This window comes from Alteribacillus persepolensis (assembly GCF_900099605.1).
Taxonomy (GTDB): domain Bacteria; phylum Bacillota; class Bacilli; order Bacillales; family Marinococcaceae; genus Alteribacillus; species Alteribacillus persepolensis.
This window is the reverse complement of the sequence record NZ_FNDK01000004.1, coordinates 133,663-158,299: the sequence shown is the minus strand read 5'-3', so window position 1 is coordinate 158,299 and position 24,637 is coordinate 133,663. Positions and strand designations below refer to the sequence as shown.

19 protein-coding genes and 1 rRNA gene are annotated in these 24,637 nt (G+C 43.3%); all 20 read right to left on the bottom strand.

What is annotated here, in order from left to right:
* Nucleotides 1-146, bottom strand: a 16S ribosomal RNA gene (locus BLT18_RS05710); the annotation flags it as partial.
* Between the two features lie 455 nt (nucleotides 147-601).
* Complete coding sequence (hemL, locus tag BLT18_RS05705; protein WP_091272041.1) at nucleotides 602-1,888, bottom strand: glutamate-1-semialdehyde 2,1-aminomutase; 1,287 nt, start codon at nucleotides 1,886-1,888, stop codon at nucleotides 602-604.
* Between the two features lie 56 nt (nucleotides 1,889-1,944).
* Nucleotides 1,945-2,928, bottom strand: coding sequence for a porphobilinogen synthase (gene hemB / locus BLT18_RS05700; protein ID WP_091272039.1), 984 nt, complete (start codon nucleotides 2,926-2,928; stop codon nucleotides 1,945-1,947).
* A gap of 35 nt (nucleotides 2,929-2,963) precedes the next feature.
* Nucleotides 2,964-3,728, bottom strand: coding sequence for a uroporphyrinogen-III synthase (locus BLT18_RS05695; protein WP_091272036.1), 765 nt, complete (start codon nucleotides 3,726-3,728; stop codon nucleotides 2,964-2,966).
* Entirely contained in the window at nucleotides 3,725-4,660 is a 936-nt protein-coding gene (gene hemC, locus BLT18_RS05690; protein ID WP_091272035.1) for a hydroxymethylbilane synthase, read from the bottom strand. The genes BLT18_RS05695 and hemC overlap by 4 nt, the downstream gene beginning before the upstream one ends.
* A gap of 28 nt (nucleotides 4,661-4,688) precedes the next feature.
* Complete coding sequence (locus BLT18_RS05685) at nucleotides 4,689-5,516, bottom strand: cytochrome C assembly family protein (protein WP_091272034.1); 828 nt, start codon at nucleotides 5,514-5,516, stop codon at nucleotides 4,689-4,691.
* A 17-nt stretch (nucleotides 5,517-5,533) separates the two neighbouring features.
* Nucleotides 5,534-6,928 carry a glutamyl-tRNA reductase gene (gene hemA, locus BLT18_RS05680; RefSeq protein ID WP_091272032.1) on the bottom strand — a complete coding sequence of 465 codons (1,395 nt, stop codon included), beginning with the start codon at nucleotides 6,926-6,928 and terminating at the stop codon, nucleotides 5,534-5,536.
* 235 nt (nucleotides 6,929-7,163) lie between these two features.
* Nucleotides 7,164-7,751 (bottom strand): ribosome biogenesis GTP-binding protein YihA/YsxC, encoded by a 588-nt coding sequence (gene yihA, locus BLT18_RS05675; RefSeq protein ID WP_091272030.1) that lies wholly within the window; start codon nucleotides 7,749-7,751, stop codon nucleotides 7,164-7,166.
* Nucleotides 7,738-10,071: an endopeptidase La gene (gene lon / locus BLT18_RS05670; RefSeq protein ID WP_091272028.1), complete on the bottom strand. Its 2,334-nt coding sequence runs from the start codon at nucleotides 10,069-10,071 to the stop codon at nucleotides 7,738-7,740. The genes yihA and lon overlap by 14 nt, the downstream gene beginning before the upstream one ends.
* Nucleotides 10,072-10,311: 240 nt before the next feature.
* Complete coding sequence (gene lonB, locus BLT18_RS05665) at nucleotides 10,312-11,991, bottom strand: ATP-dependent protease LonB (protein WP_091272026.1); 1,680 nt, start codon at nucleotides 11,989-11,991, stop codon at nucleotides 10,312-10,314.
* A gap of 332 nt (nucleotides 11,992-12,323) precedes the next feature.
* Nucleotides 12,324-13,604 (bottom strand): ATP-dependent protease ATP-binding subunit ClpX, encoded by a 1,281-nt coding sequence (clpX, locus tag BLT18_RS05660; RefSeq protein ID WP_091272024.1) that lies wholly within the window; start codon nucleotides 13,602-13,604, stop codon nucleotides 12,324-12,326.
* A 417-nt stretch (nucleotides 13,605-14,021) separates the two neighbouring features.
* The gene (gene tig / locus BLT18_RS05655; protein ID WP_091272022.1) at nucleotides 14,022-15,359 is read right to left on the bottom strand and encodes a trigger factor; all 1,338 of its coding nucleotides are present in this window, start codon (nucleotides 15,357-15,359) and stop codon (nucleotides 14,022-14,024) included.
* Nucleotides 15,360-15,489: 130 nt separating this feature from the next.
* Complete coding sequence (locus BLT18_RS05650) at nucleotides 15,490-16,512, bottom strand: tetratricopeptide repeat protein (protein ID WP_091272019.1); 1,023 nt, start codon at nucleotides 16,510-16,512, stop codon at nucleotides 15,490-15,492.
* Between the two features lie 79 nt (nucleotides 16,513-16,591).
* On the bottom strand, nucleotides 16,592-17,179 hold the full coding sequence (leuD, locus tag BLT18_RS05645) for a 3-isopropylmalate dehydratase small subunit (RefSeq protein WP_091272017.1): 588 nt from the start codon (nucleotides 17,177-17,179) through the stop codon (nucleotides 16,592-16,594).
* Between the two features lie 45 nt (nucleotides 17,180-17,224).
* Entirely contained in the window at nucleotides 17,225-18,640 is a 1,416-nt protein-coding gene (gene leuC / locus BLT18_RS05640) for a 3-isopropylmalate dehydratase large subunit (RefSeq protein ID WP_091272015.1), read from the bottom strand.
* 31 nt (nucleotides 18,641-18,671) lie between these two features.
* The gene (gene leuB / locus BLT18_RS05635; RefSeq protein WP_091272013.1) at nucleotides 18,672-19,745 is read right to left on the bottom strand and encodes a 3-isopropylmalate dehydrogenase; all 1,074 of its coding nucleotides are present in this window, start codon (nucleotides 19,743-19,745) and stop codon (nucleotides 18,672-18,674) included.
* A 35-nt stretch (nucleotides 19,746-19,780) separates the two neighbouring features.
* Nucleotides 19,781-21,328: a 2-isopropylmalate synthase gene (locus BLT18_RS05630; RefSeq protein WP_245705187.1), complete on the bottom strand. Its 1,548-nt coding sequence runs from the start codon at nucleotides 21,326-21,328 to the stop codon at nucleotides 19,781-19,783.
* Complete coding sequence (gene ilvC, locus BLT18_RS05625) at nucleotides 21,315-22,337, bottom strand: ketol-acid reductoisomerase (RefSeq protein ID WP_091272010.1); 1,023 nt, start codon at nucleotides 22,335-22,337, stop codon at nucleotides 21,315-21,317. Before ilvC ends, BLT18_RS05630 begins: the two co-directional genes overlap by 14 nt.
* A gap of 32 nt (nucleotides 22,338-22,369) precedes the next feature.
* On the bottom strand, nucleotides 22,370-22,891 hold the full coding sequence (ilvN, locus tag BLT18_RS05620) for an acetolactate synthase small subunit (protein ID WP_091272008.1): 522 nt from the start codon (nucleotides 22,889-22,891) through the stop codon (nucleotides 22,370-22,372).
* The gene (gene ilvB, locus BLT18_RS05615) at nucleotides 22,888-24,615 is read right to left on the bottom strand and encodes an acetolactate synthase large subunit (protein WP_091272006.1); all 1,728 of its coding nucleotides are present in this window, start codon (nucleotides 24,613-24,615) and stop codon (nucleotides 22,888-22,890) included. The genes ilvN and ilvB overlap by 4 nt, the downstream gene beginning before the upstream one ends.
* Between the last annotated feature and the right edge of the window lie 22 nt (nucleotides 24,616-24,637).

Sequence of the window (24,637 nt, the reverse complement as noted above, 5' to 3'; positions counted from 1 at the left end):
GCAGGTTGCCCACGTGTTACTCACCCGTCCGCCGCTCGTTCCACAATCGTCACCCCGAAGGGATCAGACTGCTTCCCGCGCTCGACTTGCATGTATTAGGCACGCCGCCAGCGTTCGTCCTGAGCCAGGATCAAACTCTCCATGAAAAATACATCATAAAGTGTTTAATACAGGCTGTTGCTTCTTGTATAAAGAAATTAACAGACGCTTGACTTTCATTCAATTTTCAAAGGACAACTGCTCGCCGCCTTTCAAAGCGACAATTAATATCATACCAAGTTGTGCAATTAATGTCAACAACTTTTTTGATGTTTTTTGTCGTTTCTGCGCTGTCTTTTCAGCGACAACTAATAATATAGCATCTGAGATAATGAAACGCAATAGTTTTTTTAAAAAGATTTTTTCAGAGACGAATAATCGCTCTTGTGCAATCTGTGTTTCTCATTCTAAATATATATCTTCTATAATGCAACCCTTTTTCGACAGGAATTTTTTTGAAACGACATTAGGTTTATACCCATTATACGCCAGCAGCTCAGTTCGGTTCCAAAAAAAATCCTATGAAAGTTGAGCCCCTTCATAGGAATACTGTTCTCTTTTTTTATTTAACTTTCGCAAACGTTTTTTCCGCTGCTTCGACGGTTTGTTCAATATCTTCTTCCGTATGAGCCGTCGACAGGAACAAGCCTTCAAACTGAGAAGGCGCTAAAGAAATACCTTGCTGCATCATTTCTCTAAAGTACCTGCCAAACAAGTCAAGATCAGATGTTTTAGCCGTTTCAAAATTAATCACTTTTTCATCCGTAAAGAAAAGACCAATCATTGAACCTGCTCGATTAATATGATGCGGGATACTATGTTTTGCAGCCGCTTCCTCCAGTCCATCAGCCAATTGTTTTCCCAGCTTTTCAAACCGGTCATAATCCTCTGGAGTCAACTGCTGCAGCGTTTCATACCCCGCAGTCATAGCAAGAGGATTCCCTGACAATGTACCAGCTTGATAAATAGGTCCTGTTGGAGCTATTTGTTCCATAATTTCTCGCTTACCACCATAAGCACCTACCGGAAGTCCGCCGCCGATCACTTTTCCTAAACATGTTAAGTCCGGTGTCACACCAAATGCACCTTGTGCGCAGTTATAGCCTGTACGAAAACCTGTCATCACTTCATCAAAAATCAAAAGGCTGCCGCTTTTTTCTGTGATATTGCGAACTTGCTGCAAGAAACCTTCTTCCGGAGGCACAACTCCCATGTTTCCAGCCACAGGCTCCATAATGACTGCTGCAATATCTTCTCCGTATTTTTCAAACGCTAACTGTAAACTTTCAATATCATTATAAGGAACGGTTAAGGTGTTTTCCGCAATCGATCCTGGCACCCCGGGGCTGTCTGGGAGTCCCAGCGTTGCTACACCAGACCCCGCCTTTATTAACAATGAATCACCGTGGCCATGGTAGCAGCCTTCCATTTTGACAATTTTGTCGCGCCCTGTGTATCCACGGGCCAGGCGAAGAGCGCTCATCGTTGCTTCCGTGCCTGAATTCACCATACGTACCACTTCTACCGATGGTACTCGGTCTATAACGAGTTCTGCTAGTTTGGTTTCCATTTCATGGCTCGTTCCAAAGCTTGTTCCTTTTTCTGCTGTTTTTTTCAGCTGCTCTACAACATGATCATCTGCGTGGCCCCGAATGAGAGGTCCCCATGACAGGACATAGTCAATATATTCGTTGCCGTCCAAGTCTTTGATTTTGCTGCCTTTCCCTTCCGTCATATAGACCGGTGCGTGATCGACAGAATTATAGGTTCTTACTGGACTGTTTACTCCTCCAGGCATTAAAGGTTCCGCTTTGTTATACGCTGCCTGTGATTTTTCAAATGTTCTCATGTCAAGCACTCCTTTTTTCAAGCAACATTATCTCATACGTCTGCAAATAGAATCGGTTATTTTTCTTCGTCGATCCAGCGTGCTGCATCCAGGGCGAAATACGTTACAATTAAATCAGCGCCAGCTCGTTTCATGCTCGTTAATTTTTCCATGATAACTTCTTTCTCATCAATCCAGCCTTTTTCTGCAGCAGCTTTAATCATCGCATATTCGCCGGAGACGTTATACGCAACAACTGGCACGCCCGTTTTATCCTTTACATCCCGAACGATGTCCAAATAAGAAAGCGCTGGTTTGACAATTAAAAAATCAGCTCCTTCGCTTAAGTCGGACTGTGCTTCGCGGAGGGCTTCCAGGCGGTTGGGAGGGTCCATTTGGTACGTTTTGCGGTCGCCAAATGATGGAGAACTGTGGGCCGCATCGCGAAACGGACCATAGAATGCAGATGCAAATTTCACGGCATAGGACATGATTGGAATATCGGTGAATCCAGCTTCATCTAATCCTTGTCGAATCGCAGCAGTGAATCCATCCATCATGTTTGACGGAGCAATAACATCCGCCCCTGCTTCTGCCTGTGATACAGCTGTTTTTGTCAATAATTCAAGCGATGGATCGTTTAGAATCACACCATCTTCAATGACACCACAATGGCCGTGGTCGGTGTATTGGCACAAGCATGTATCGGCAATTACCGTCAGACTGGCATGATCTCTTTTTATTTGTCGAATCGCACGCTGAACGATTCCATTTTCCGCATAAGCTTCACTGCCGCAGTCATCTTTATGATTTGGGACGCCAAAGACGATAACAGAAAGTACACCGTGCTCTTCTAATTGATTCATTTCTTCGGTTAAGTTATCAAGTGATACTTGGTAGACCCCTGGCATCGATGGAACTTCATTTTTGACATTTTCTCCTTCAACGACAAAGATTGGATAAATGAGATCTTCTTTTTGAAGAATTGTTTCTCTTACCATCGCACGCATGCCGGCTGAGCGGCGCAGACGGCGATGACGATGAAAGTTTAATTCTCCCATTGCGCTTTCCTCCTCCGTTGCTTCTTTTTCCTTACCTATTTCCGATCTAGTAACGCCTGCAGCATCCCTTCTACTGTGTATGACTTTGCAACGTCAACCTGAGTGAAACCTTGTTTCATGGCTTCTTTTTCTGTCACTGGACCGATACAAATAACAGGAATACTTTCCCAAAGCGAGCGGTCTATATCTTGTACAAACTCACAAAATGCCTCTACAGTAGACGGGCTCGTAAAAGTCAGGACGTGGAGCTGCTTTTCCTGAATCTTTTGCATTAATAATGGTTTATTTTCATAAAAAGGTTCACTCGTATAAAGGGGCATGTCTGTTACCTCTGCACCTTGCTGCCTTAGAACGGGCGGGATGACATTTCTTGCTCGAGCGCTTTTTGGGAACAGAACACGCTCTCCCGGCTTCACATGATTCACTAATACCCTTGCGAGTGATTCAGCATCAAACTTGTCTGGTACAACTTCAATCGAATATCCTTCACGACGCAGCACATTAGCTGTTTTTTTGCCAACAGCTGCAATACGTGCCTGACCCGTAATATCGTGTTTGCATTCACGGAGCCATGTTTGAAAATAGCGTACGGCATTTGCGCTTGTAAACACAATCCAGTCAAATAATGCTGATTGTAACACATTGTGATATTGCTCCCACGCTGTTTGCAGGCGGACTGTATGAATTAAGGGAAGAACGCTGGCTGTCCCCCCCTTTTCTTCAATACGTTTGGCAAAATAAGATGCCTGCCGAAGCGGCCGGGTGACAAGAACCGAATACCCGGTTAACGGCAAACTCATTGGCCATCAAGCTCTGCTTTCACTTTATCCAAAATCTCTTTTGCTCCTTGTTCAAGCAAAAGGTGGGCGGCATCTTGTCCAACTTGCACAGGATCATATCCGCTCCGCATTTCTTTTAAAATTGTTTTCCCATCAGGGGAACCAACAAGAGCTGTCAGTTTTATCTCTCCATCGGCTTCTAATGTTGCGTATCCCCCAACTGGCACTTGGCAGCCGCCTTCTACCGCCTGCAAAAATGCCCGTTCTGCTGTTACTCTTTTGCGTACTGCTTCGTCATTTAGATGAGAGAGAATCTCCAGCACTTCCTTGTCATCTTCCCGGCATTCAAGACCGAGTGCTCCCTGGCCGACTGCCGGGAGAGACACGTCTGGATCTAAGTATTGAGTGACAAGTTCCTCGCTCCACCCCATTCTCTCTAAGCCAGCAGACGCTAAAATAATCGCATCAAAATTTTCTTCACGAAGCTTACGTAATCTCGTTTCAATATTGCCGCGAATCCACTTCACTTCTAAATCAGGACGGTAAGCAAGGATTTGAGCCGACCGGCGCAGGCTGCTCGTACCAACAACAGCCCCTGCAGGCAAATCTTCTAAGCGGACATGATTATTCGCAATGTAGGCATCACGCGGGTCAACACGATTTGTGATTGCACCAATCGTAAATCCATCCTGCAATTCACTTGGCATGTCTTTCATGCTGTGTACAGCGATGTCAATTTCCTTATCACTCATCGCCTGCTCAATTTCTTTGACAAACAGACCCTTGCCCCCTACTTTTGAAAGCGTAACGTCCAAAATTTTATCACCTTTTGTGACAATCTTTTTTATGTCATAACGATATGGCAGATCAAATTTTTCTAGCTGCGCAATTACCCACTCTGTCTGCTTCATTGCTAAGTTGCTTTTTCTTGTTCCTAAAACAATCGTGCGCATGGTTTACCTCCAAATGTTTGTCATCAAGCTAAAAATACCAAAGATGAAAGTCAGTTAACTCTCCGGATAAAAAATAATTAATTAGCACCACTAAAAAGCCAGCTATATTTAACACCACCATGTTGTACCCTCGGCGCTGCCTTACTGCCCATAAGTACATATACAGGCTGTAAACGACTAGTACCGCTAACGAACCGATTACTTTTGCGTCCAGCCAAGGCATTTCCTGAAGCTGAATCGAAGCCCATACAAACCCTAAAATCAATCCAAGAAGCATACAAGGGACGCCAATTAAAGTCATTCGAAAAGACCACTTTTCCATTTTTGGTAAATTTTCCATCCTTAATAACTTTTTTCCCCATTGCTTCCGTTTTAATAACTGATGTTGCAAAATGTACATCAATGCAAATGCAAGCGCTACAGTAAACGCTGCATAAGCCAGCAAAACGAGCGTAATATGTACAACGAGCAGTTCCGATATTAATAAATCATGCAGCCCTGCTGGCACATCTCCACTTGGACGAAACAAACTAAACGCCATCATTGCAAAACCAACAATGTTCATAAAGAAGACGAGAAAGTCTATTCGAGCAAAGCGGTTGATAACGAGAGAAACTGTGACCAGGAGCCAAGCATAAAAAAATAAACCTTCAAAAGGTGTAATAATGGGAGGGCGGTCATATTCCAGCGCCCGAATAAAGAAAAAGACGGTTTGCAGCACCCAAACAATAGAAAGCAACCAGAAGGCGATACGGTTCACCTTCCGGTTGTTCTGCATAAAATCAATGAAATATCCAAGTACACTCAAGCTGTATAACACAATGGTTACAACATAAATGACACCTGCAGCAACCATATGTTAAAACTCCTCTCTCAGGAGCGGACTTTGACATCTTTTCCATAGGCGTAAGGAAGAAGAGAGTGTTTTTTGCGTTTATTCCATTGTGACTCTGCTTCCTCTACTTTTGCCTGCTGTTCTTCCGCTTCCTTGGCCAATTCGACCTCTTCTTCTAACGCAAATATCTCTGTAAACAATGCTAGAGTTTCATCGGCATCCGGTTCTGCAGCAAGTTCTTTTGCTCTTGTAATTGGGTCACGAAGCATTTGGTTAATAATACTTTTTGTGTGTTTGCGCAGGACCTTCTTTTCTCGTTCACTTAAGTCAGGCAGCTTTCGTTCAATGCTGTCCATTGTTTCAGCTTGGATGTTTAACGCTTTGGTTCTTAAAGCAGATATAACCGGCACCACACCAAGTGTGTGAACCCATTCTTTAAAGCGTTTGAGTTCATCTTGAATCATTTCTTCAATTTTGGCCGCTTCTTGCTTGCGCTCTTCTAAGTTAGCTGCAACGATTCCTTGTAAATCATCAATATCATACAAAAAGACATTGTCCAAGCTGTCCATCCCTGGGTCTAAATCTCTTGGAACCGCAATATCCACCATAAAAAGCGGGCGGCCTTTACGCTTTTTCAATACATGTTCCATCATGTCTTTTTTGATGACGTACTCGTTTGCCCCAGTTGAAGAAATCACAACATCCGCTTTTTGGATGCTTGCTTGAAGCTCTGTCATGCTTTCTGCTTTGCCTAAAAACTTCTCCGCCAGCTCCGCAGCTTTTGCATACGTACGGTTTAATACCGTGACGTCTTTGGCACCATTGGCATGCAGATGCTTTGCTGTTAATTCACTCATTTTGCCGGCACCAAGAATCATGACGTGCTTGTCCCTAAAATCGCCTAAGATTTTTCTGCCAAGCTCGACTGCAGCATAGCTGACCGATACAGCATTATCATTGATTTCTGTTTCATGGTGAACTTTTTTTGCAAATGTCACAGCTTGTTTCAATAACTCATTAAAGACGGTACCTGTTGCACCTTGTTCTTGAGCTAATAAAAAGCTGTCTTTTACCTGACCTAAAATTTGCGTTTCTCCTAGTACCATAGAGTCCAGGCCAGTAACAACCCGCAGCAAATGCTGCACAGCAGCATCGTTTTCACGAATATTTAAATAAGAGTTGAACTCTTCAACAGGCACATTAAACCATTGTGATAGAAACTTTTTAATAAAATGGCGGCCGGTATGCAGCTGGTCGCATACAGCATACACTTCCGTCCGGTTACAAGTTGAAACAATGGTGCACTCTAACACGCTTTTCATGCCGCGAAGCTGCTGAAGGGCTTCCGGAAGCGCATCATCTTGAAAAGCCAATCTTTCTCTTATTTCCACAGGGGTTGTTTTATAATCTAGTCCAGCTGCTAATATATGCATGGTTGTTCCCCCCACATTCCTTTCCACATCAAACATAAAATCATTTCAACAGCTTAAACAGGCGAAAATACATGCCCCTTTGCATTAAGTTGCTGTTCGTCTATTCCTTGTTTTTATTATGCTCTATTTATAACAATTATTATTATAACACGCATGGCAAGTGCCGCAAAAAATTTAATTTGAACACTCCTTGACATTCATTAAAACAGGCACTCAACTCCTTTATATGCACGCTTTACGTACTCATTAAATGCCTGATTTCTTTCCACGCTTCTTCTTTTCCTTGTCCCGTCTCAGCAGAGAACAAAATAATCTTATCCTCTTTTTCAAGCTGCATTGCTTCTTTTACTTGTTTTACATGTTTTGGGCGTTTATTTTTTGATACTTTATCTGCTTTTGTTGCAATAACAATGACCGGGAGCTGAAAATATTTTAAGTACTCATACATCTGCAAGTCTTCAGCGCTCGGTTTGTGCCGGACGTCGACAATTTGGACCACACCGCGCAGCTCCTTACGCTCTGTTAGATATGTTTCAATCATTTCTCCCCAAGAAGCCCTTTCTGCTTTGGATACTTTTGCATATCCATACCCTGGGACGTCAACAAAAGTAAGCTCATCATTGATGTTATAAAAGTTCAGTGTCCGGGTTTTTCCGGGCTTGGAAGAGGTGTGAGCCAAGTTTTTTCTTGTCAGCAGTGTATTAATAAACGTTGACTTTCCAACATTGGACCGTCCTGCCAGAGCGATTTCCGGCAGACGGTTCTTTGGATACTGTTCGGTTTGCACGGCGCTAATAATCAGCTCCGCTTTATTTACTTTCATGTTTCTCCCCCAATGCATGCTCTAATACTTCGTCTAAATGTGTAACAGTCACATAGGTTAAGTCTTCTCTGACGCTTTCCGGGATGTCTTCTAAATCTTTTTCATTTTCTTTTGGAATAATAACTTTTTCCAAGCCAGCTCTATGAGCACTCATGCTCTTCTCTTTCAAGCCGCCAATCGGAAGGACTCTGCCGCGCAGGGTAATCTCCCCTGTCATCCCTACTTCTTTCTTCACTTTTCTGCCAGTGAGTGCAGAAATCAGTGCTGTCGCCATAGTAATACCTGCAGATGGTCCGTCTTTTGGTGTAGCTCCTTCTGGCACATGGATATGAATATCATATTTTTCGTGAAAATCCGGGTCAATTTCCAGGTCGTCCGAGCGCGAGCGGATATAGCTAAATGCTGCCTGAGCAGACTCTTTCATGACGTCTCCAAGCTTACCGGTTAATGTCAGCTCGCCTTTTCCTTTGGCAAGCGATACTTCAATCGACAACGTATTGCCGCCCCCAGTCGTATAAGCCAGACCAGTAGCAGCACCAACCTGGTCTTCTGCTTCCGCTTGCCCGTACCGAAACTTTGGTTTGCCAAGCATTTCCTCGACTGTGTTTGGCGTAACAACAACGCGTTTACGCTCTCCTGACACAATTTTTTTAGCTGCTTTTCGGCATACCGTCGCGATTTCACGTTCTAAGCTCCGTACGCCCGCTTCTCTCGTATAGTAGCGAATCAGCTTTAATAAAGCATCATTTTTAACTTGAATTTTCCCTTTCGTCAGGCCATGCTCTTCAACTTGCTTTGGCAGCAAATGCCCTTTCGCGATACCTTGCTTTTCAATTTCTGTATACCCAGCAATCGAGATAATTTCCATTCGGTCTAAGAGCGGCTCTGGAATCGCCGAAACATTATTTGCTGTTGTAACAAACATGACCTTGGATAAATCATATGTTTCTTCAATATAATGGTCACCAAACGCGTTGTTTTGTTCTGGGTCCAGCACTTCAAGCATCGCAGAAGAAGGATCACCGCGAAAATCGCTGGCCATTTTGTCAATTTCATCAAGCAAAAACACAGGATTAATCGAGCCGGCTTTTTTCATGCCTTGAATAATTCGTCCCGGCATAGCTCCAACGTACGTCCGTCTATGTCCGCGGATTTCTGCTTCATCCCTTACACCGCCTAATGAAATACGGACAAAGTTCCGCTCTAACGCACGGGCAATTGAACGAGCAAGGGAAGTTTTTCCGACACCTGGAGGGCCGGCTAAACATAAAATCGGACCTTTCAGAGATTGCGTCAGTTCTTGTACCGCAAGATATTCGAGAACACGCTCTTTCACTTTATCTAATCCATAATGGTCTTCATCTAAAATATCTTGTGCGTGGTTAATGTCAAGCCGGTCGGTCGTTTCTTCCTTCCACGGAATTTGAGTAAGCCACTCAATATAGTTTCGAATGACGGAACTTTCTGCAGATGTAGACGGCATTTTCTCGTAGCGGTCCAGCTCTTTGTAAGCCTTTTCTTCTACATTTTCAGGCATGTCTGCTTCTTCTATTTTTCCGCGCAGTTCCTCTACTTCTCCCAATTTACCTTCTTTTTCACCGAGTTCTTTTTGAATGGCTTTCATCTGTTCACGCAAATAATATTCTTTTTGCGTTTTTTCCATGGATTTTTTTACACGCTGGCCAATTTTCTGTTCTAAACCCAGCACTTCTTTTTCGTTATTTAAAATTTCTAAAATGCGCATCAGTCTATCACGCACATTGATGGTTTCTAGCAGTTCTTGTTTTTCTGCTACCTTCAAAGGAAGATGTGATGACACAATATCGGCTAGTCTCCCCGGTTCCGATATATCTTGCACAGATTGCAGCGTTTCATTTGATACTTTCTTCGAAATATTAACGTACTGCTCAAACTGCTCAATAACGTTACGCATCAGCGCTTGTTCTTCGGAATCTTTTCCACTGTCTTCTTCTTCTAAAACGGCCATTTCGATTTCAAAATAGTCTTCTCTGTCCATGAAATGGTTGATTTTGGCCCGCTTCAACCCTTCAACAAGGACACGTATCGTGCCATTCGGGAGCTTTAGCATTTGCTTTACTTTAGCTAATGTTCCGTTATGATACATATCATCTTCTTCGGGCTCATCTACAGACAAATCAATCTGGCTCGTTAGAAAAATCTCGCTATCGTCTACCATTGCTTGTTCTAAAGCCTGTACCGATTTTTCCCGTCCCACATCAAGATGAAGCACCATCGTTGGAAAAACAAGCAAGCCTCTAAGCGGTAGTAATGGTATCGTTCTCGTCTTTTGATCGCTCACCAGACAGCACCCCCAATAATCTTATCTTAGTATACCTGACAAGGCAGGATTGTCATACATAAACGTCTTACATATGTATTCAATGTTGTGATAAAAAAGCCCGCTTTTTGTGGATTTCATGAAGCGGGCTTAAGCTTTTTTATTTTCAACACCCGAAAGACACTGTATCAATTCTATCCTATTTATAGAGTGTTTGTCTAATAACGGAACTATCGCTGTTTTGCCCAGCTGGATATTCTTTTATGACAGACTTGCCGGAGAAACTGGCGCTTCATGCAGGGGAAGCACAGGCTCTTTCCATTCTTCCTTTTCGTCTACCAGGAGTGCTTCTTTTAGCAGTTCTTCCATCCGCTTTAACGGCTGCACCGTGACGCCTTCATACATGTGAAATGATTGCTGGTCATTGTCGATTGGTACGAAAACGTGCGTAGCTCCTGCTTTCACCGCTGCGTCTACTTTTGCAGCAACACCTCCAACAGGCTTAATATCTCCGTGAATACCTAATTCTCCTGTTACAGCAACTTTTTCACTTACTTTAAAACGCTTAATACTTGAATAAATAGCCAACGCCATCGCTGCACCTGCAGATGGTCCATCAATTGGTATTCCTCCTGGGAAGTTCACATGAATGTCGTACTCTTTCACTGGCAAGTGAAACGACTGCAAAACGGTGACAACATTTTCAACAGAGCTTTTGGCTAGACTTTTTCGTTTCATGGAATACGTTGCACTGCCATGGTTTTCTTCTTCAACAATACCAGTTACCGTTACCTCTCCTTGACTTTTGACTTTTTTGGCTGTTGCTTCAATTTCAATGAGCATGCCATTGCCAGCTCCAGTAACAGCTAAACCATTCACCACACCTACTTGCGGCTTCTCTCTCACTTGCTTTTCTAAACGAGGACTAAGTCTGCTTTGTGTAACAACCCACTCAATGACGTCTTTTGTAATTTCTTTTTTGTTCTCTTCCGCGGCAACCCCAGCTGCTATTTGCACGGTGTTCACAGCTTCTCTTCCGTTGTGTGCATATTTAGCAACTAAGTCAGCCGCTTCTTCGCTTAGCACAATCCGGCTCTTTTTAGCAGCATCTTTAGCAATTGTTTTAATTTCATCCGCATCCAATCCACGAAAATATATTTCCATGCAGCGCGACCGTAAAGCTGCTGGCAGCTCTTCTGGCTTCCGTGTTGTTGCACCGACAAGCCGGAAATCAGCTGGAAGGCCGTTTTGAAAAATATCGTGAATGTGGACTGGAATCTGACGGTTTTCTTCACTGTAGTAGGCACTATCCAAATAGACTTTTCTATCTTCCAGTACTTTTAATAATTTATTTAATTGTATACTGTGAAGCTCCCCGATTTCATCTATAAAAAGCATTCCCCCGTGTGCTTTCGTGACAGCCCCTTGTTTCGGTTGCGGAATCCCTGCCTGTCCCATTGCACCGGCACCTTGATAAATCGGATCATGCACCGATCCTATTAATGGATCTGCTATCCCTCTATCATCAAAGCGCGAGGTAGCACCGTCCATTTCTACAAACGCCGCATCTTGTTTAAACGGAGATAATGAATTTTTTTTAGCTGCCTCCAGCACTAATCGTGCAGCCGCAGTTTTCCCTACACCGGGTGGTCCATAAATCAATACATGCTGAGGGTTTTCCCCGCACAGTGCCGCTTTCAATGCTTTGACTCCTTCTTTTTGTCCAATGACTTCATGCAGTTGAGACGGGCGGACTTTTTCTGATAAAGGTTCTGAAAGAGACAGTGCACGCAGACGTCGCAGCTGCTCCATTTCTTTTTTTGACTCACGGTCAACAGTAACTTTTTGAGAGCGTTGGTTTTTTAGCAAGTTCCAAAAATACATCCCGATAATAACACCGAAGACAAGCTGTATCAGAAGTGCAATCGTTGTGAAATTCATATGGATTTCCCCCTATTTCATCCGTCTGTGTGGTCTTTAGTATGGTTGATCGTTTGAAAAATCATACGAGACCTAATGACACAAATCCTCTTGCTGATGACCGATTGTACTAACGATGCTTTTCCTTCCTCCACTTGTTTGATATATAACACTTTTCATAAGGAAATTCCGTCGAGAGCATATTTTCTGGAAACGAATGTTTTTGGTTACTCCGCTTATTACGCCGTTCCCACCCAGCATTGGATGCAGAATCTTTTTCTAAAACCCCAACAAATATTGTCGAGCAAAAAAAACGTCCCGGCTAAAAACCGGGACGACTTTCACTATTTCCGTTAGGCACTTTCACTTTTTTTCGTCTCTGCCTGCTCTAATGAAATTTCTTTTCCATCTTTTGTCTTAAGCACTGGTGATGCTCCATCTGTTACGCTCTCTGCTGTAATCACACAAGTTGCAATGTTTTCTTTTGATGGAAGATCATACATTACATCAAGCATGATTCCTTCGATAATAGAGCGAAGACCGCGTGCCCCTGTTTTTCTTTCAATGGCTTTTTGCGAGATTTCTTTCAGTGCATCATCTGTAAATTCTAATTCCACATCATCAATCTCGAGCAGCTTTTGATATTGCTTCACGAGTGCATTTTTCGGCTGGGTTAAAATTTCTACCAGCGCTTCCTCGTCAAGCTGGGAAAGACTTGAAATAATAGGCAGGCGCCCGATAAATTCAGGGATTAAACCATAGCGCAGCAAGTCTTCCGGTAAAATCCTGCTCATATACTCATCCTTATCCAGATCAGACTTTTCCGTTTCTGACCCAAATCCAATAACTTTTTTACCGAGACGTTGTTTTACAACTTGATCAATGCCATCAAAAGCACCGCCGCAAATAAACAAGACGTTTGACGTATCAATTTGAATAAATTCTTGGTGAGGATGTTTACGTCCACCCTGCGGCGGTACACTTGCTGTCGTTCCTTCTAAAATCTTTAACAAGGCTTGTTGTACACCCTCGCCAGATACATCACGCGTAATCGAAGGATTCTCTGATTTTCTAGCTACCTTATCAATTTCATCGATGTATATAATGCCTTTTTCAGCTTTTTCAACATCATAATCTGCTGCTTGAATGAGCTTCAAGAGAATATTCTCCACGTCTTCACCAACATAACCAGCTTCTGTTAGAGACGTTGCATCCGCAATCGCAAACGGAACGTTTAAAATACGCGCTAATGTTTGCGCAAGCAATGTTTTCCCGCTTCCTGTCGGACCAATTAAACAAATATTACTCTTTGACAACTCAACATCTTCCGTTTTTGTAGAAGAATTAACACGTTTATAGTGGTTATACACTGCAACAGACAGTGATTTTTTCGCTCGCTCCTGACCAATAACGTAGTCATCAAGAATTTCATTAATTTCATAAGGTTTCGGAATTTCTTCAAATTCTACTTCTTCTTCCGTACCAAGTTCTTCTTCCACAATTTCCGTGCAAAGTTCAATACATTCATCACATATATAAACACCTGGACCAGCTACAAGCTTGCGCACTTGATCCTGTGTTTTTCCGCAAAAGGAACATTTCAACTGCCCTTTTTCATCGTTAAATTTTAACATGGTCTTCACCCCTTACTTATATATTGTACACGAACGATTTATTTTCAGTACACTAAAAAGGCTTTTCCTGCATTTTTCTAAAACGCCGTGCACCCAAATTCCACTTCTTTGAATAGGTTATGGTTTGCATTGTATCACACAAACATACCCGACATGAAATAATACGATAAACCACCTGAAATATCCTGCCTCAAAACATAACTATCAGCAGAATGCTGTGTCTATTCTTCCCTTCCTGTTAAAAAACATCCAGTTTCATCAATAAATTCTTGTTATGTAAACACCCTTTTTAAATAGCTGCTTTGTTCCTACTATACATGTTTTTACCGAGAGATAAAAGTCAGAGCTATATCTGTTATGTGTAAAGGAAAACAAGCCCTAAAAGTCAAGTTTGGCTTTCAGGGCTTGTTTTTTTTATTATTCTTCGCTGTCACTACCCTCTTCGTCACTGTCTTCTTTCTTTGGAACAGTTTTGCTTTCTTCTACGAGGAAGTCAATGGCCTTTTGAATGCGAAGATCACCTTTCAAGGCATCCGTTCCTCCTTGCATAGCAAGCAGATTGCGGATTTCTTCTTTATCGCGCTGGTACATTTCAGCCATTTTGTCTAATTCTTTTTCTGCATCTTCATCTGTTGCTTCAACATTTTCTGCTTCAGCGATTGCTTCTAGTGTTAAATTCATGCTAACACGCTTTTCTGCTTCTGGCTTGAATTGTTCCTTCATGCCTTCTTCATCTGTGCCAGCAATTTGGTAATACATGTCTAGAGATATTCCTTGTGCTTGCAAGCGTTGATCAAACTCTTGCATCATACGGTCCATTTCTGTAGAAATCATTGCTTCTGGTATATCAACACTCGCATTTTCCGCAGCTTTTTCTACAACGGTGTCGCGCTCATGATGCTCTTTGGCATGCTCTTTATCATGCTTTAGTTTTTCTTCTTGCTTCTTCTTCAATTCCTCTAGCGTTTCCACTTCTTCGTCTGCATCTTTTGCAAATTCATCATCCAGTTCTGGAAGCTCTTTGCGTTTTACATCATGTACTTTCACTTTGAATGCCGCTTCTTTTCCAGCTAGTTCTTCCGAATGATACTCTTCAGGGAATGTTACATTGACTTCTGTTTCATCCCCAGGATTCAATCCTACCAGCTGCTCTTCAAATCCAGGAATGAAAGAGCCAGAACCGATTTCAAGAGAGTAGTTTTCTGCTTGTCCGCCTTCAAATGCTTCACCGTCTACAAAGCCTTCGAAGTCCATCACAACGGTATCTCCGTTTTCAATAGTTCCTTCTTCTACAACAACAAGTTCCGCTTGGTTTTCTTGCAGTTGTTTCAATGCTTCTTCCACTTCTTCTTCAGTAACAGTCGTGTCATACTCTTCTACTTCAAGCCCTTTATATTCGCCAAGCTCAACTTCTGGCTTAACGGTAACTGTCGCTTTAAAGATGAGGTTTTGACCTTTTTCTACCTGTTCCACATCAATTTCAGGACGGTCTACCGGTTCAATTCCAGTTTCTTCCACTGCCTGGGAATATGCTTCTGGAAGAATGATATCCACAGCATCTTGGTAGAGTGCTTCAACACCAAAGCGCTGTTCAAAAATTTTGCGTGGTACTTTTCCTTTTCGGAAACCAGGTACATTCACCTGTTTTCTTACTTTTTGAAATGCTTGATCCAGAGCATTGTCGAATTTCTCAGATTCTACATCGACAGTTAATACGCCCTGGTTGCCTTCTTGCTTTTCCCAATTGGCGCTCATTTATCTTTTCCCTCCAAGTTTCATAGGTAGTTATCCGTATTTACAACCATTACATTATAACATATCGCCTATTCATTTCAATGGATAACATTGATTGAAATACGGTTGGCTCATTTTTCCATTGCTTATATCAAATGTCTGATAATGTCGGTTTTATTTTTTCATAATCTTGCAGCACCTGGCAAAACTGGTCGTCTGATACGTCATATTGCTGTGTGATGTGTGACACATCCGTATGTATTCCGCTCTGTCTGGCAGCCTCATAATGCAGAACCGCTGTTAACGGTTCAATTTGCATAGAAGGTGGAAAGGGATAATAAAACAATAAAATTTCTTTTAACAATTCCAGTGCATGGTGCATTAATACTGGGTTATCGTGACCAAGGGCTTTCTCAAGCCACTGTGATGACTTTATGTAAGAAGTGCTGTCTTTTACTGGTCGAAGGGTAGCAGGAGAAAATTCCCCTTTGCGGCCTAACTTTTCTACCCATACACTGTCTTCCACTTTCCAATCTTTTAACAAAAACAACATAAAACTTTGCAGAAGCGGCGATGCTTGCTCGTTGCCCAGAAGTTTTTTTAAAAGCGGCAGGACTTCCTGCGGCTGACGTGTCCGCATATCATGTATCGTCTTTAATTTTTGTTCGGAACCACCGTGCCAAAAAGTATTTTCCCAGCTGGCAAGCTGTTCTTCTAAAACAGGTTCCAACTCTTCTGTTGGCATTGGCTCCGCTTTTGTTTCACTCATATGGCGGGACAGCTCTAGCAGTTCATAAAACTGTTCAGCCATCCGCGCTGGAAAAGGCTGCTCTGCCAGTACTGCTTCGAGCATGGTGACAATATGTTCATATTCTCCTAATTGAGCGAGAATAGAAACATATACTTGCAGCACTTCAAAATAATCGCCAATAGCTTCCTGCATCATTTTTTCCGCCAGTTGTTTTCCCTCTTGAAACTTTCCTGTATCGGCATACGCCAGCAAAAGTCCATAAGAAGCTTCTTCATGACCAGGCTCGTGCTGCAGCGCTTCAAGAAACTGACGAAGAGAGTCGTGCTTATCACCTTTTTTTAAAAGTTTCAAACCGTCATTTACCAGTTTGTCTGCTGATCCAGGGAAAGGGACGATCTTTTTAGCTGTGTCTTCCCTCTTCATCCCATGTCCTCCTTATTCCAGTACGACAAACTGCTGTATGTACAAGAAGACGGCCTTATGACAGGCCGTCTTTCCTGCTTTATGCATTCATCTTCTCTTCGTACTGGGAAATCTTATCTTCATACTGGAGTGTAAGGCTGATTTCATCCCAGCCTTTTAACAGCATTTCCTTCCAGTATGGATCGATATCAAAACTTGCTTTGAATTCATTACCGTCTGTAATCGTCTGGCTTTCAAGGTCAACGGTTACTTCGTATATATCATCTTTCCCATTTTCCATTAATTTATAAACATTTTCTTCATCTAATCTAATAGGAAGGATACCATTTTTAAAACAATTATTATAGAATATGTCAGCAAAGCTTGGGGCAATAATAACGCGAAAACCATAATCTTGCAATGCCCAAGGCGCGTGCTCTCTAGAAGAGCCGCAGCCAAAGTTATGGTCAGCTATTAAGATTGTTGCGTCTTTTGCCTGCGGTTGATTTAATTCAAAATCTGGGTTGTCTTTTCCATTAGCAAGAAAACGCCAGTCAAAAAAGAGAAATTGTCCAAAACCAGTGCGCTCTACACGCTTTAAAAACTGCTTTGGAATGATTTGGTCTGTATCTACGTTAACACGTGGCAGTATCCCAGTGTTCCCTTTATGTTTAGTAATAGGTTCCATATTCATCACCTTCTTTGTTTTGTTCGAAGCACGTACGCGTATCTCTTAAACCGTAGCTTCTTCCATCTCACGGATGTCGACAAATTTACCGTTCACTGCAGCAGCCGCTGCCATTGCCGGGCTGACTAAGTGTGTTCTTGCCCCTTTTCCTTGACGGCCTTCAAAGTTACGGTTCGACGTAGAGGCACAACGCTCTCCTTCCGGCACGAAGTCTGGATTCATACTCAAACACATGCTGCAGCCGGACTGCCTCCAATCAAAGCCGGCTTCCATAAAGATTTTATCAAGCCCTTCTTTTTCTGCTTGCAGCTTGACTTTTTGAGACCCTGGAACAACCATCGCTCTTACACCATCTGCCACTTTACGCCCTTCTGCTACTTTGGCAGCTTCGCGCAAGTCACTGATACGAGCATTCGTACAGGAACCAATAAATACATGCTGAATGGAAACATCCGTCATTTTTGTTCCTGGTTTTAAATCCATGTACTCTAGTGATTGTTCAATGGCTTTACGTCCGGCACTCGAATCTGCTTCTTCCGGGGACGGTACGCTTCCGCCAACACCGACACCTTGTGATGGATTCGTTCCCCATGTAACCATTGGTTCAATCTCACTGCTGTCAATTTCTACGACTGCATCGTACTGAGCACCTTCATCCGTCGCTAGCGCTTTCCACTCTTCTACTTTGCGCTCAAATGCTTCACCAGAAGGTACTTTTTCGCGTCCTTCAAGGTAATCAAATGTTACTTGGTCCGGGCTGATTAAGCCAGCACGTGCACCAGCTTCAATCGACATGTTACAGATAGTCATTCTTTCTTCCATCGTAAGTCCGCTAATCGCTTCACCAGTGTATTCCAATACATGTCCTGTACCAAAGTCAACACCGTATTTAGCGATAATTGCTAGAATAATATCTTTTGCTGTGACGCCTTTGGACAAACGGCCATTGACGCGAACTTCCATTGTTTTTGGCTTGGACTGCCAAAGCGTCTGTGTTGCTAGTGTGTGTTCCACTTCACTCGTTCCAATTCCAAACGCTAACGCACCAAACGCACCGTGTGTAGAGGTGTGGCTGTCCCCGCAAACAATGGTTTTCCCCGGCTGTGTTAAGCCAAGCTCTGGGCCGATAATGTGCACGATACCGTTGTTTGGGCTGTCTAAGTCTGCCACTTCAATACCGAATTCCTTACAGTTGTTAGAAAGTGTTTCCATTTGCTTTTTAGCAACAGCATCGGTGATAGATTCACGGTTTTCTGTTGGAACGTTATGGTCCATCGTTGCAAACGTTAAATCAGGGCGGCGAACTTTTCTTCCGCTCAAACGAAGTCCTTCAAACGCCTGCGGAGATGTTACTTCGTGCACCATTTGCAAATCGATGTAGAGCAAATCCGGCTTCCCAGGTTCGGAATGCACCATATGATTTTCCCAAATTTTTTCAATGATTGTTTTTGGTTGTGTCATCAAACTTCCCTCACTTTGCTTGTAAGCTGTTTTATTTCAACGCTTGTAAAACTTTCTCTAGCATGTCATCAGTAGAAAGAACGTCTTCGCCTTCTTTTGCGATATCTCCTGTGCGGTGGCCATCTGTTAAAACAGTGGAAACAGCACGGTCAATAGCTGCCGCTTCTTCATGCAGCCCAAATGAATATTTCAACATCATCGCTGCCGAAGAAATCGCTGCCAATGGATTAGCTTTGCCCTGCCCGGCAATATCTGGAGCGGAACCGTGTACAGGCTCGTACAATCCTGGTGTTTCGCTTCCGATACTAGCGGATGGAAGCATTCCCAATGATCCGGTGAGCATGGAAGCTTCATCGCTTAGAATATCACCGAACATATTTTCTGTTACGACAACATCAAACTGTTTCGGATCACGAATTAACTGCATCGCTGCATTATCAACGAGCATATGGTCAAGTTCGACATCCGGATAGTCTTTGCTCACTTCCTCGGCTACCTCTCTCCATAAGCGGCTCGACTCTAATACGTTTGCTTTATCCACAGAAGTCAACTTTTTGCTGCGAACTTGGGCCAGTTCGAACGCTTGGCGGACAATCCGCTCGATTTCGGATTTTTTGTATTGCAGTGTATCTACTGCTGCCTCTTCTCCATCTACTTCCCGGCGCTCTTGCGGCTCGCCAAAGTAGAGACCTCCGGTTAATTCACGAACAATCATTAAATCTACATTATCTACTACTTCTTTTCGAAGAGTAGAAGAATCTGTTAAACTCTCATGCCCAGTCACTGGACGAAGATTTGCAAATAAGTTGAGCGCTTTGCGAATACCGAGCAGTCCTTTTTCTGGACGCTTATCCCCCGGCAGATTGTCCCATTTAGGACCGCCAACCGCTCCCAAAAGCACTCCGTCACTATTTAAGCATGTGTCAATTGTTTCTTGAGGGAGCGGATTATCATGTTTATCGATAGAAGCCCCCCCAATATCTGCGTATTGATATTTAAATGAATGGCCGTACAGTTCAGCTGTTTTATCCAGTACAGCTGTAGTAGCCTTTACTACTTCTAAGCCAATGCCGTCACCAGGCAAAACTGTGATTGTTTTCTCCATCTTCTTCCTCTCCCTTTACAACTGCAGCGTAATAATTATACGTGTACTTTCTCTGTTTTAGGACGCGGCCACCTTTTAAGGTTAAGAATGCGGTTCACCGAATTAATATACGCTTTTGCAGAAGCTTCTAGCACATCGTTTGCCGTTCCACGGCCAGATGCTTCTTCCCCATCATAACCGATGTGTACATATACCTCGGCTAGTGCATCTCTGCCGCCAGTAATAGACTGAATACGATAATCATTCAACGTTACTTCTTTGCCCAGGATGCGTTCAATCGTGTTATACACAGCTTCCACACTTCCAGAGCCAGTTGCTGCTTCTTGCACGATGTCTCCATCCGGGTTTTGCATCGAAACGGTTGCGGTAGGAACATTATTCGTTCCATAATTAACTTGCAGCGTTTCTATTTCATAGAACTTAACCGCTTCGCCAGCTTTTTCATCTGTCATTAACGCAAAGATATCTTCGTCTGTAATTTCCTTTTTCTTATCAGCCAAATCTTTGAATGCTTTAAATACTTTATTAATTTCTTCTTCTGTTGCATTGTATCCAAGCGCTTCGACTTTCTCTTTAAACGCGTGGCGGCCAGAAAGTTTACCAAGCACCATACGGTTTGCATGGACACCGACCAATTCCGGAGTGATAATTTCGTACGTAGATGTTTCTTTCAGTACTCCGTCTTGGTGAATACCCGATTCATGGGCAAATGCGTTATCACCAACAACCGCTTTGTTATTTGGCACTGCCATTCCTGTTAATTTGCTGACGAGGCTGCTAGTGCGCTTAATTTCGTTTAAAGTTAAGCCGGTTTCGGCTTGATAAAAATCATTTCGGATTTTTAGGGCGACCGCAATTTCTTCTAGGGATGCATTACCGGCACGCTCACCAATCCCATTAATCGTACACTCCACTTGTCCGGCACCTGCTTCAACGGCTGCCAGGGAGTTAGAAACTGCCATGCCCAAATCATCGTGGCAATGCGTGGACAACACTGCTTTATCAATATTTGGAACCGTTTCCCGAACGTGGCTGAACACGTGACGTATTTCCTCTTGTGTAATGTAGCCAACTGTATCAGGAAGGTTGATTACGTCAGCTCCTGCATCAATTACTTTCTCGATAATTTTTGTTAAAAAATCAATATCGGAGCGGCATGCATCTTCTGCTGACCACTGCACATGCGGAAACCGCTTTTTAGCATACTTTACCGATTCAACTGCATTTTCAATGACTTGGTCTGGTGTCATGCGAAGTTTATGGTTCATATGGATAGGAGAGGTAGCAATAAATACGTGAAGTCTTGGCTCCTCCCCGCCTTTTAACGCTTCCCACGCCGCATCGATTTCTTTTTGTACGGAACGAGAAAGTCCGGTAACAGAACTTCCCTTTACTGTATCAGCGATATTTTTCACCGATTGGAAATCTCCTTCAGAAGCTGCCGGAAAGCCGGCCTCGATGATATCAACACCGAGGCGTTCCAGCTGTGTCGCAATTTGAATTTTTTCTTCAAAATTCAAATTCACGCCAGGGGTTTGTTCCCCGTCACGAAGCGTCGTGTCAAAAACGTTAATTTTTCGCACTACCCACCACTCCTTTTGATTTGCCTTTAACAAACGGCATCATTTCACGCAACTCGCGGCCAACTTCTTCAATAAGATGGTTATTTTCACGGGCATTTGTAGCATTGAACTCCGGACGATTTGCTTGGTTTTCAAGAATCCATCCTTTTGCAAATTTACCAGTTTGAATGTCTTTCAAGATATCGCGCATAGCGTCTTTTGTTCCTTCATTAATTACACGAGGTCCAGCTTGGAAGTCTCCCCATTGTGCTGTGTCGGAGATGGAATAGCGCATACCTTCGAGTCCGCCTTCATACATCAAGTCAACAATAAGCTTTAATTCGTGCAGACACTCGAAATAAGCAACTTCTGGTTGATAACCAGCTTCTACAAGAGTTTCAAAGCCAGCTTTTACTAACGCAGATGTACCACCGCAGAGTACAGCTTGCTCACCAAACAAGTCTGTTTCTGTTTCTTCTTGGAATGTTGTTTCCATAATACCTGCACGGCCTGCACCAATTTGTTTTGCGTAAGCAAGCGCAGTATCTTTTGCTTGACCGCTTGCGTCTTGATAAACGGCGATGAGCGCTGGAACACCGGCACCTTCTTCAAATGTACGGCGCACGATATGCCCCGGGCCTTTTGGTGCTACCATAAATACATCTACATCAGATGGTGGTACGATTTGATTAAAGTGAATGTTGAAGCCGTGAGCAAATACTAATGATTTTCCTGCTTCTAACACTGGCTTAATTTCATTTTCATAAACAGTTGGCTGCAGTTCATCTGGAAGCAAGATCATGATAACATCTGCTTTATCAGCTGCTTCGCCTACAGTAAGTACTTCAAAACCGTCTTCTTCCGCTTTCTCCCAAGACTTCCCTTTGCGAAGACCAATAACAACTTCTACGCCGCTTTCTCTTAAATTCTGTGCATGTGCGTGCCCTTGGGATCCATAACCTACGACTGCTACTGTTTTCCCTTGTAAAATTCCTTCGTTTACATCTCCGTTATAAAATACTTTTGCCATGATTCCTCTCTCCTTTAATATCTTGTTATTTTTTAGTTAATAATGGAATATTTGGGACTTTCAAAAACACTTTTGTTCGTCCCCCGCTTAAAGGCAGTAATACCTGTACGGGCTAATTCTTTGATGCCATATGGTTTTAATAAATCAATAAATGCTTCGACTTTTTGCTGATCTCCGGTTATCTGCAATGTCACGCTTTCTCTTCCAACATCAACAATGGACGCACGGAAAGGCTCAGCAAGCGACGATATTTCTCCGCGATGCTGCGGAGCAGCCACCACTTTAATTAAAGCAAGCTCTCTTGCAACAATCGCATCATCGGTAATATCGCGGACCTTCAATACATCCACTTGCTTGTTGAGCTGTTTGATCACTTGGTCGAGCCCTCTTTGATTATCCACATTCACAACAAATGTCATACGCGATACAGATGGGTTTTCTGTCATCCCAACAGTAATGCTTTCTATATTAAAGTGTCTGCGCGCAAACAAACCAGTGATTCTGTTCATCACACCAGAAGTATTGTTTACAGTTGCAATGATTGTACGCTTCACGGTTTAATTCCCTCCATTTCATGATGACCACTGCCAGGGGCAATCATCGGATAAACATTTTCTTCTTTGGCTACGCGGCAATCCACTAATACAGGACCGTTATAATCCAATGCTTCTTTTAGCGTTTGCTGCATGTCATTTGGATTTTCCACTTTCCAGCCTTTAATGTTATAGGCTTCAGCCATTTTTACAAAATCCGGCTGGATTGGAAAGAGGGAATTGGAATAACGCTCTTCGTAAAATAATTGCTGCCATTGGCGAACCATCCCAAGTGATGCATTGTTTACCAAAATAATCTTCACAGGCAGGTTTAACTCTTGCAATATCGACATTTCCTGAGCTGTCATTTGAAAACCTGCATCACCTAGAACAGCTACTACTTGCTTATCCGGCTCTGCAAATTGAGCGCCGATAGCTGATGGAAAACCAAAGCCCATTGTGCCTAGTCCGCCGGATGTTACCCACCGATTTGGCTTATCAAACTTATAGAATTGTGCTGCCCACATTTGGTGCTGTCCTACATCTGTGGTAACAACCGCTTCACCGCCGGTTTCCTCATAGATCATTTCAACGAGGCGCTGCGGCTTCAGCGTAGTATCATCCTCGTTGTACCAGAGCGGATATTCTGCAGCCCACTGCTGTACTTGTTCTTTCCATTCATCACATGCTGATGGGCGTCCATCTACTTCAACAAGCATACGAAGTGCTTCTTTTGCATCTCCGACAACTGGGATTGCTGTCTCAACATTTTTCCCAATTTCAGCAGGGTCAATGTCAATGTGTGCTACAACAGCTTCCGGCGCAAAATGCTTCAAGTTTCCAGTTAAGCGGTCATCAAATCGTGCCCCCACATTAATAAGCAGGTCTGCTTCGTGCAGCGCCATGTTTGCGGTGTACGTACCATGCATTCCGGCCATTCCCAAATGCAGCTTGTGACTGCCGGGAAATGCTCCGAGACCGAGCAGTGTGGATGTTACAGGAATCTGCTGCTGTTCTACGTAATCCAGCAGTTCTTTAGAAGCTTTGGAATGAAGAACACCAGCTCCGACTAACAGTACAGGTTTTTTAGCTTTTGTTACCGCTTCTGCCAGCTTTTTAATTTGCAGTTTGTTTGGTACAACAGTTGGCTGATAACCAGGTAAATCGACGTCTTGGTCGTAGTTGAAAAAGCCGCTTGCAACCGACACGTCTTTGGGTAAATCAATGAGCACTGGACCTGGACGTCCAGTCGTCGCAATGTGAAAAGCTTCTTTAATAACCCGCGGAAGCTCTTCTACTTCACGCACTTGAAAATTATGCTTTGTGACAGGCATCGTCACCCCGACTACATCGGCTTCCTGGAAGGCATCCGTACCGATAACAGATGTAGCAACCTGCCCTGTAATAACAACCATTGGCAAGGAATCAATCATCGCATCAGCCAGCCCCGTCACTACGTTGGTCGCTCCCGGACCAGACGTTACGACACAGACACCTGCTTTTCCTGATACTCTCGCATACCCTTCAGCAGCATGGACAGCGCCTTGTTCATGACGGGCTAAGATATGGCGAATGCCGGTTCGGTAAATCTCATCATAGGTAGGAAGAATGGCTCCTCCTGGGTAACCAAAGATGACATCCACATTTTCCCTTGCCAATGCTTGTATGAGCATGCTTGAACCTGTCATTTCCTGATTTTCTACCTTTAATTCGCGTCCGTCTACTTCTGTTACCTTTGGACTCATCTTTCACTTCCTCCTTATAACC

Coding starts and splice junctions, on each gene's coding strand:
- hemC (WP_091272035.1), bottom strand. CDS start 4,660: ATGCGCACGATTGTTTTAGGAACAAGAAAAAGCAACTTAGCAATGAAG.
- hemB (WP_091272039.1), bottom strand. CDS start 2,928: ATGGGAGAATTAAACTTTCATCGTCATCGCCGTCTGCGCCGCTCAGCC.
- BLT18_RS05685 (WP_091272034.1), bottom strand. CDS start 5,516: ATGGTTGCTGCAGGTGTCATTTATGTTGTAACCATTGTGTTATACAGC.
- leuB (WP_091272013.1), bottom strand. CDS start 19,745: ATGGAGAAAACAATCACAGTTTTGCCTGGTGACGGCATTGGCTTAGAA.
- hemL (WP_091272041.1), bottom strand. CDS start 1,888: ATGAGAACATTTGAAAAATCACAGGCAGCGTATAACAAAGCGGAACCT.
- hemA (WP_091272032.1), bottom strand. CDS start 6,928: ATGCATATATTAGCAGCTGGACTAGATTATAAAACAACCCCTGTGGAA.
- yihA (WP_091272030.1), bottom strand. CDS start 7,751: ATGAAAGTAAATAAAGCGGAGCTGATTATTAGCGCCGTGCAAACCGAA.
- leuC (WP_091272015.1), bottom strand. CDS start 18,640: ATGACACAACCAAAAACAATCATTGAAAAAATTTGGGAAAATCATATG.
- clpX (WP_091272024.1), bottom strand. CDS start 13,604: ATGTTAAAATTTAACGATGAAAAAGGGCAGTTGAAATGTTCCTTTTGC.
- BLT18_RS05650 (WP_091272019.1), bottom strand. CDS start 16,512: ATGAAGAGGGAAGACACAGCTAAAAAGATCGTCCCTTTCCCTGGATCA.
- tig (WP_091272022.1), bottom strand. CDS start 15,359: ATGAGCGCCAATTGGGAAAAGCAAGAAGGCAACCAGGGCGTATTAACT.
- ilvC (WP_091272010.1), bottom strand. CDS start 22,337: ATGGCAAAAGTATTTTATAACGGAGATGTAAACGAAGGAATTTTACAA.
- leuD (WP_091272017.1), bottom strand. CDS start 17,179: ATGGAACCTATTACTAAACATAAAGGGAACACTGGGATACTGCCACGT.
- ilvB (WP_091272006.1), bottom strand. CDS start 24,615: ATGAGTCCAAAGGTAACAGAAGTAGACGGACGCGAATTAAAGGTAGAA.
- lonB (WP_091272026.1), bottom strand. CDS start 11,991: ATGAATTTCACAACGATTGCACTTCTGATACAGCTTGTCTTCGGTGTT.
- BLT18_RS05695 (WP_091272036.1), bottom strand. CDS start 3,728: ATGAGTTTGCCGTTAACCGGGTATTCGGTTCTTGTCACCCGGCCGCTT.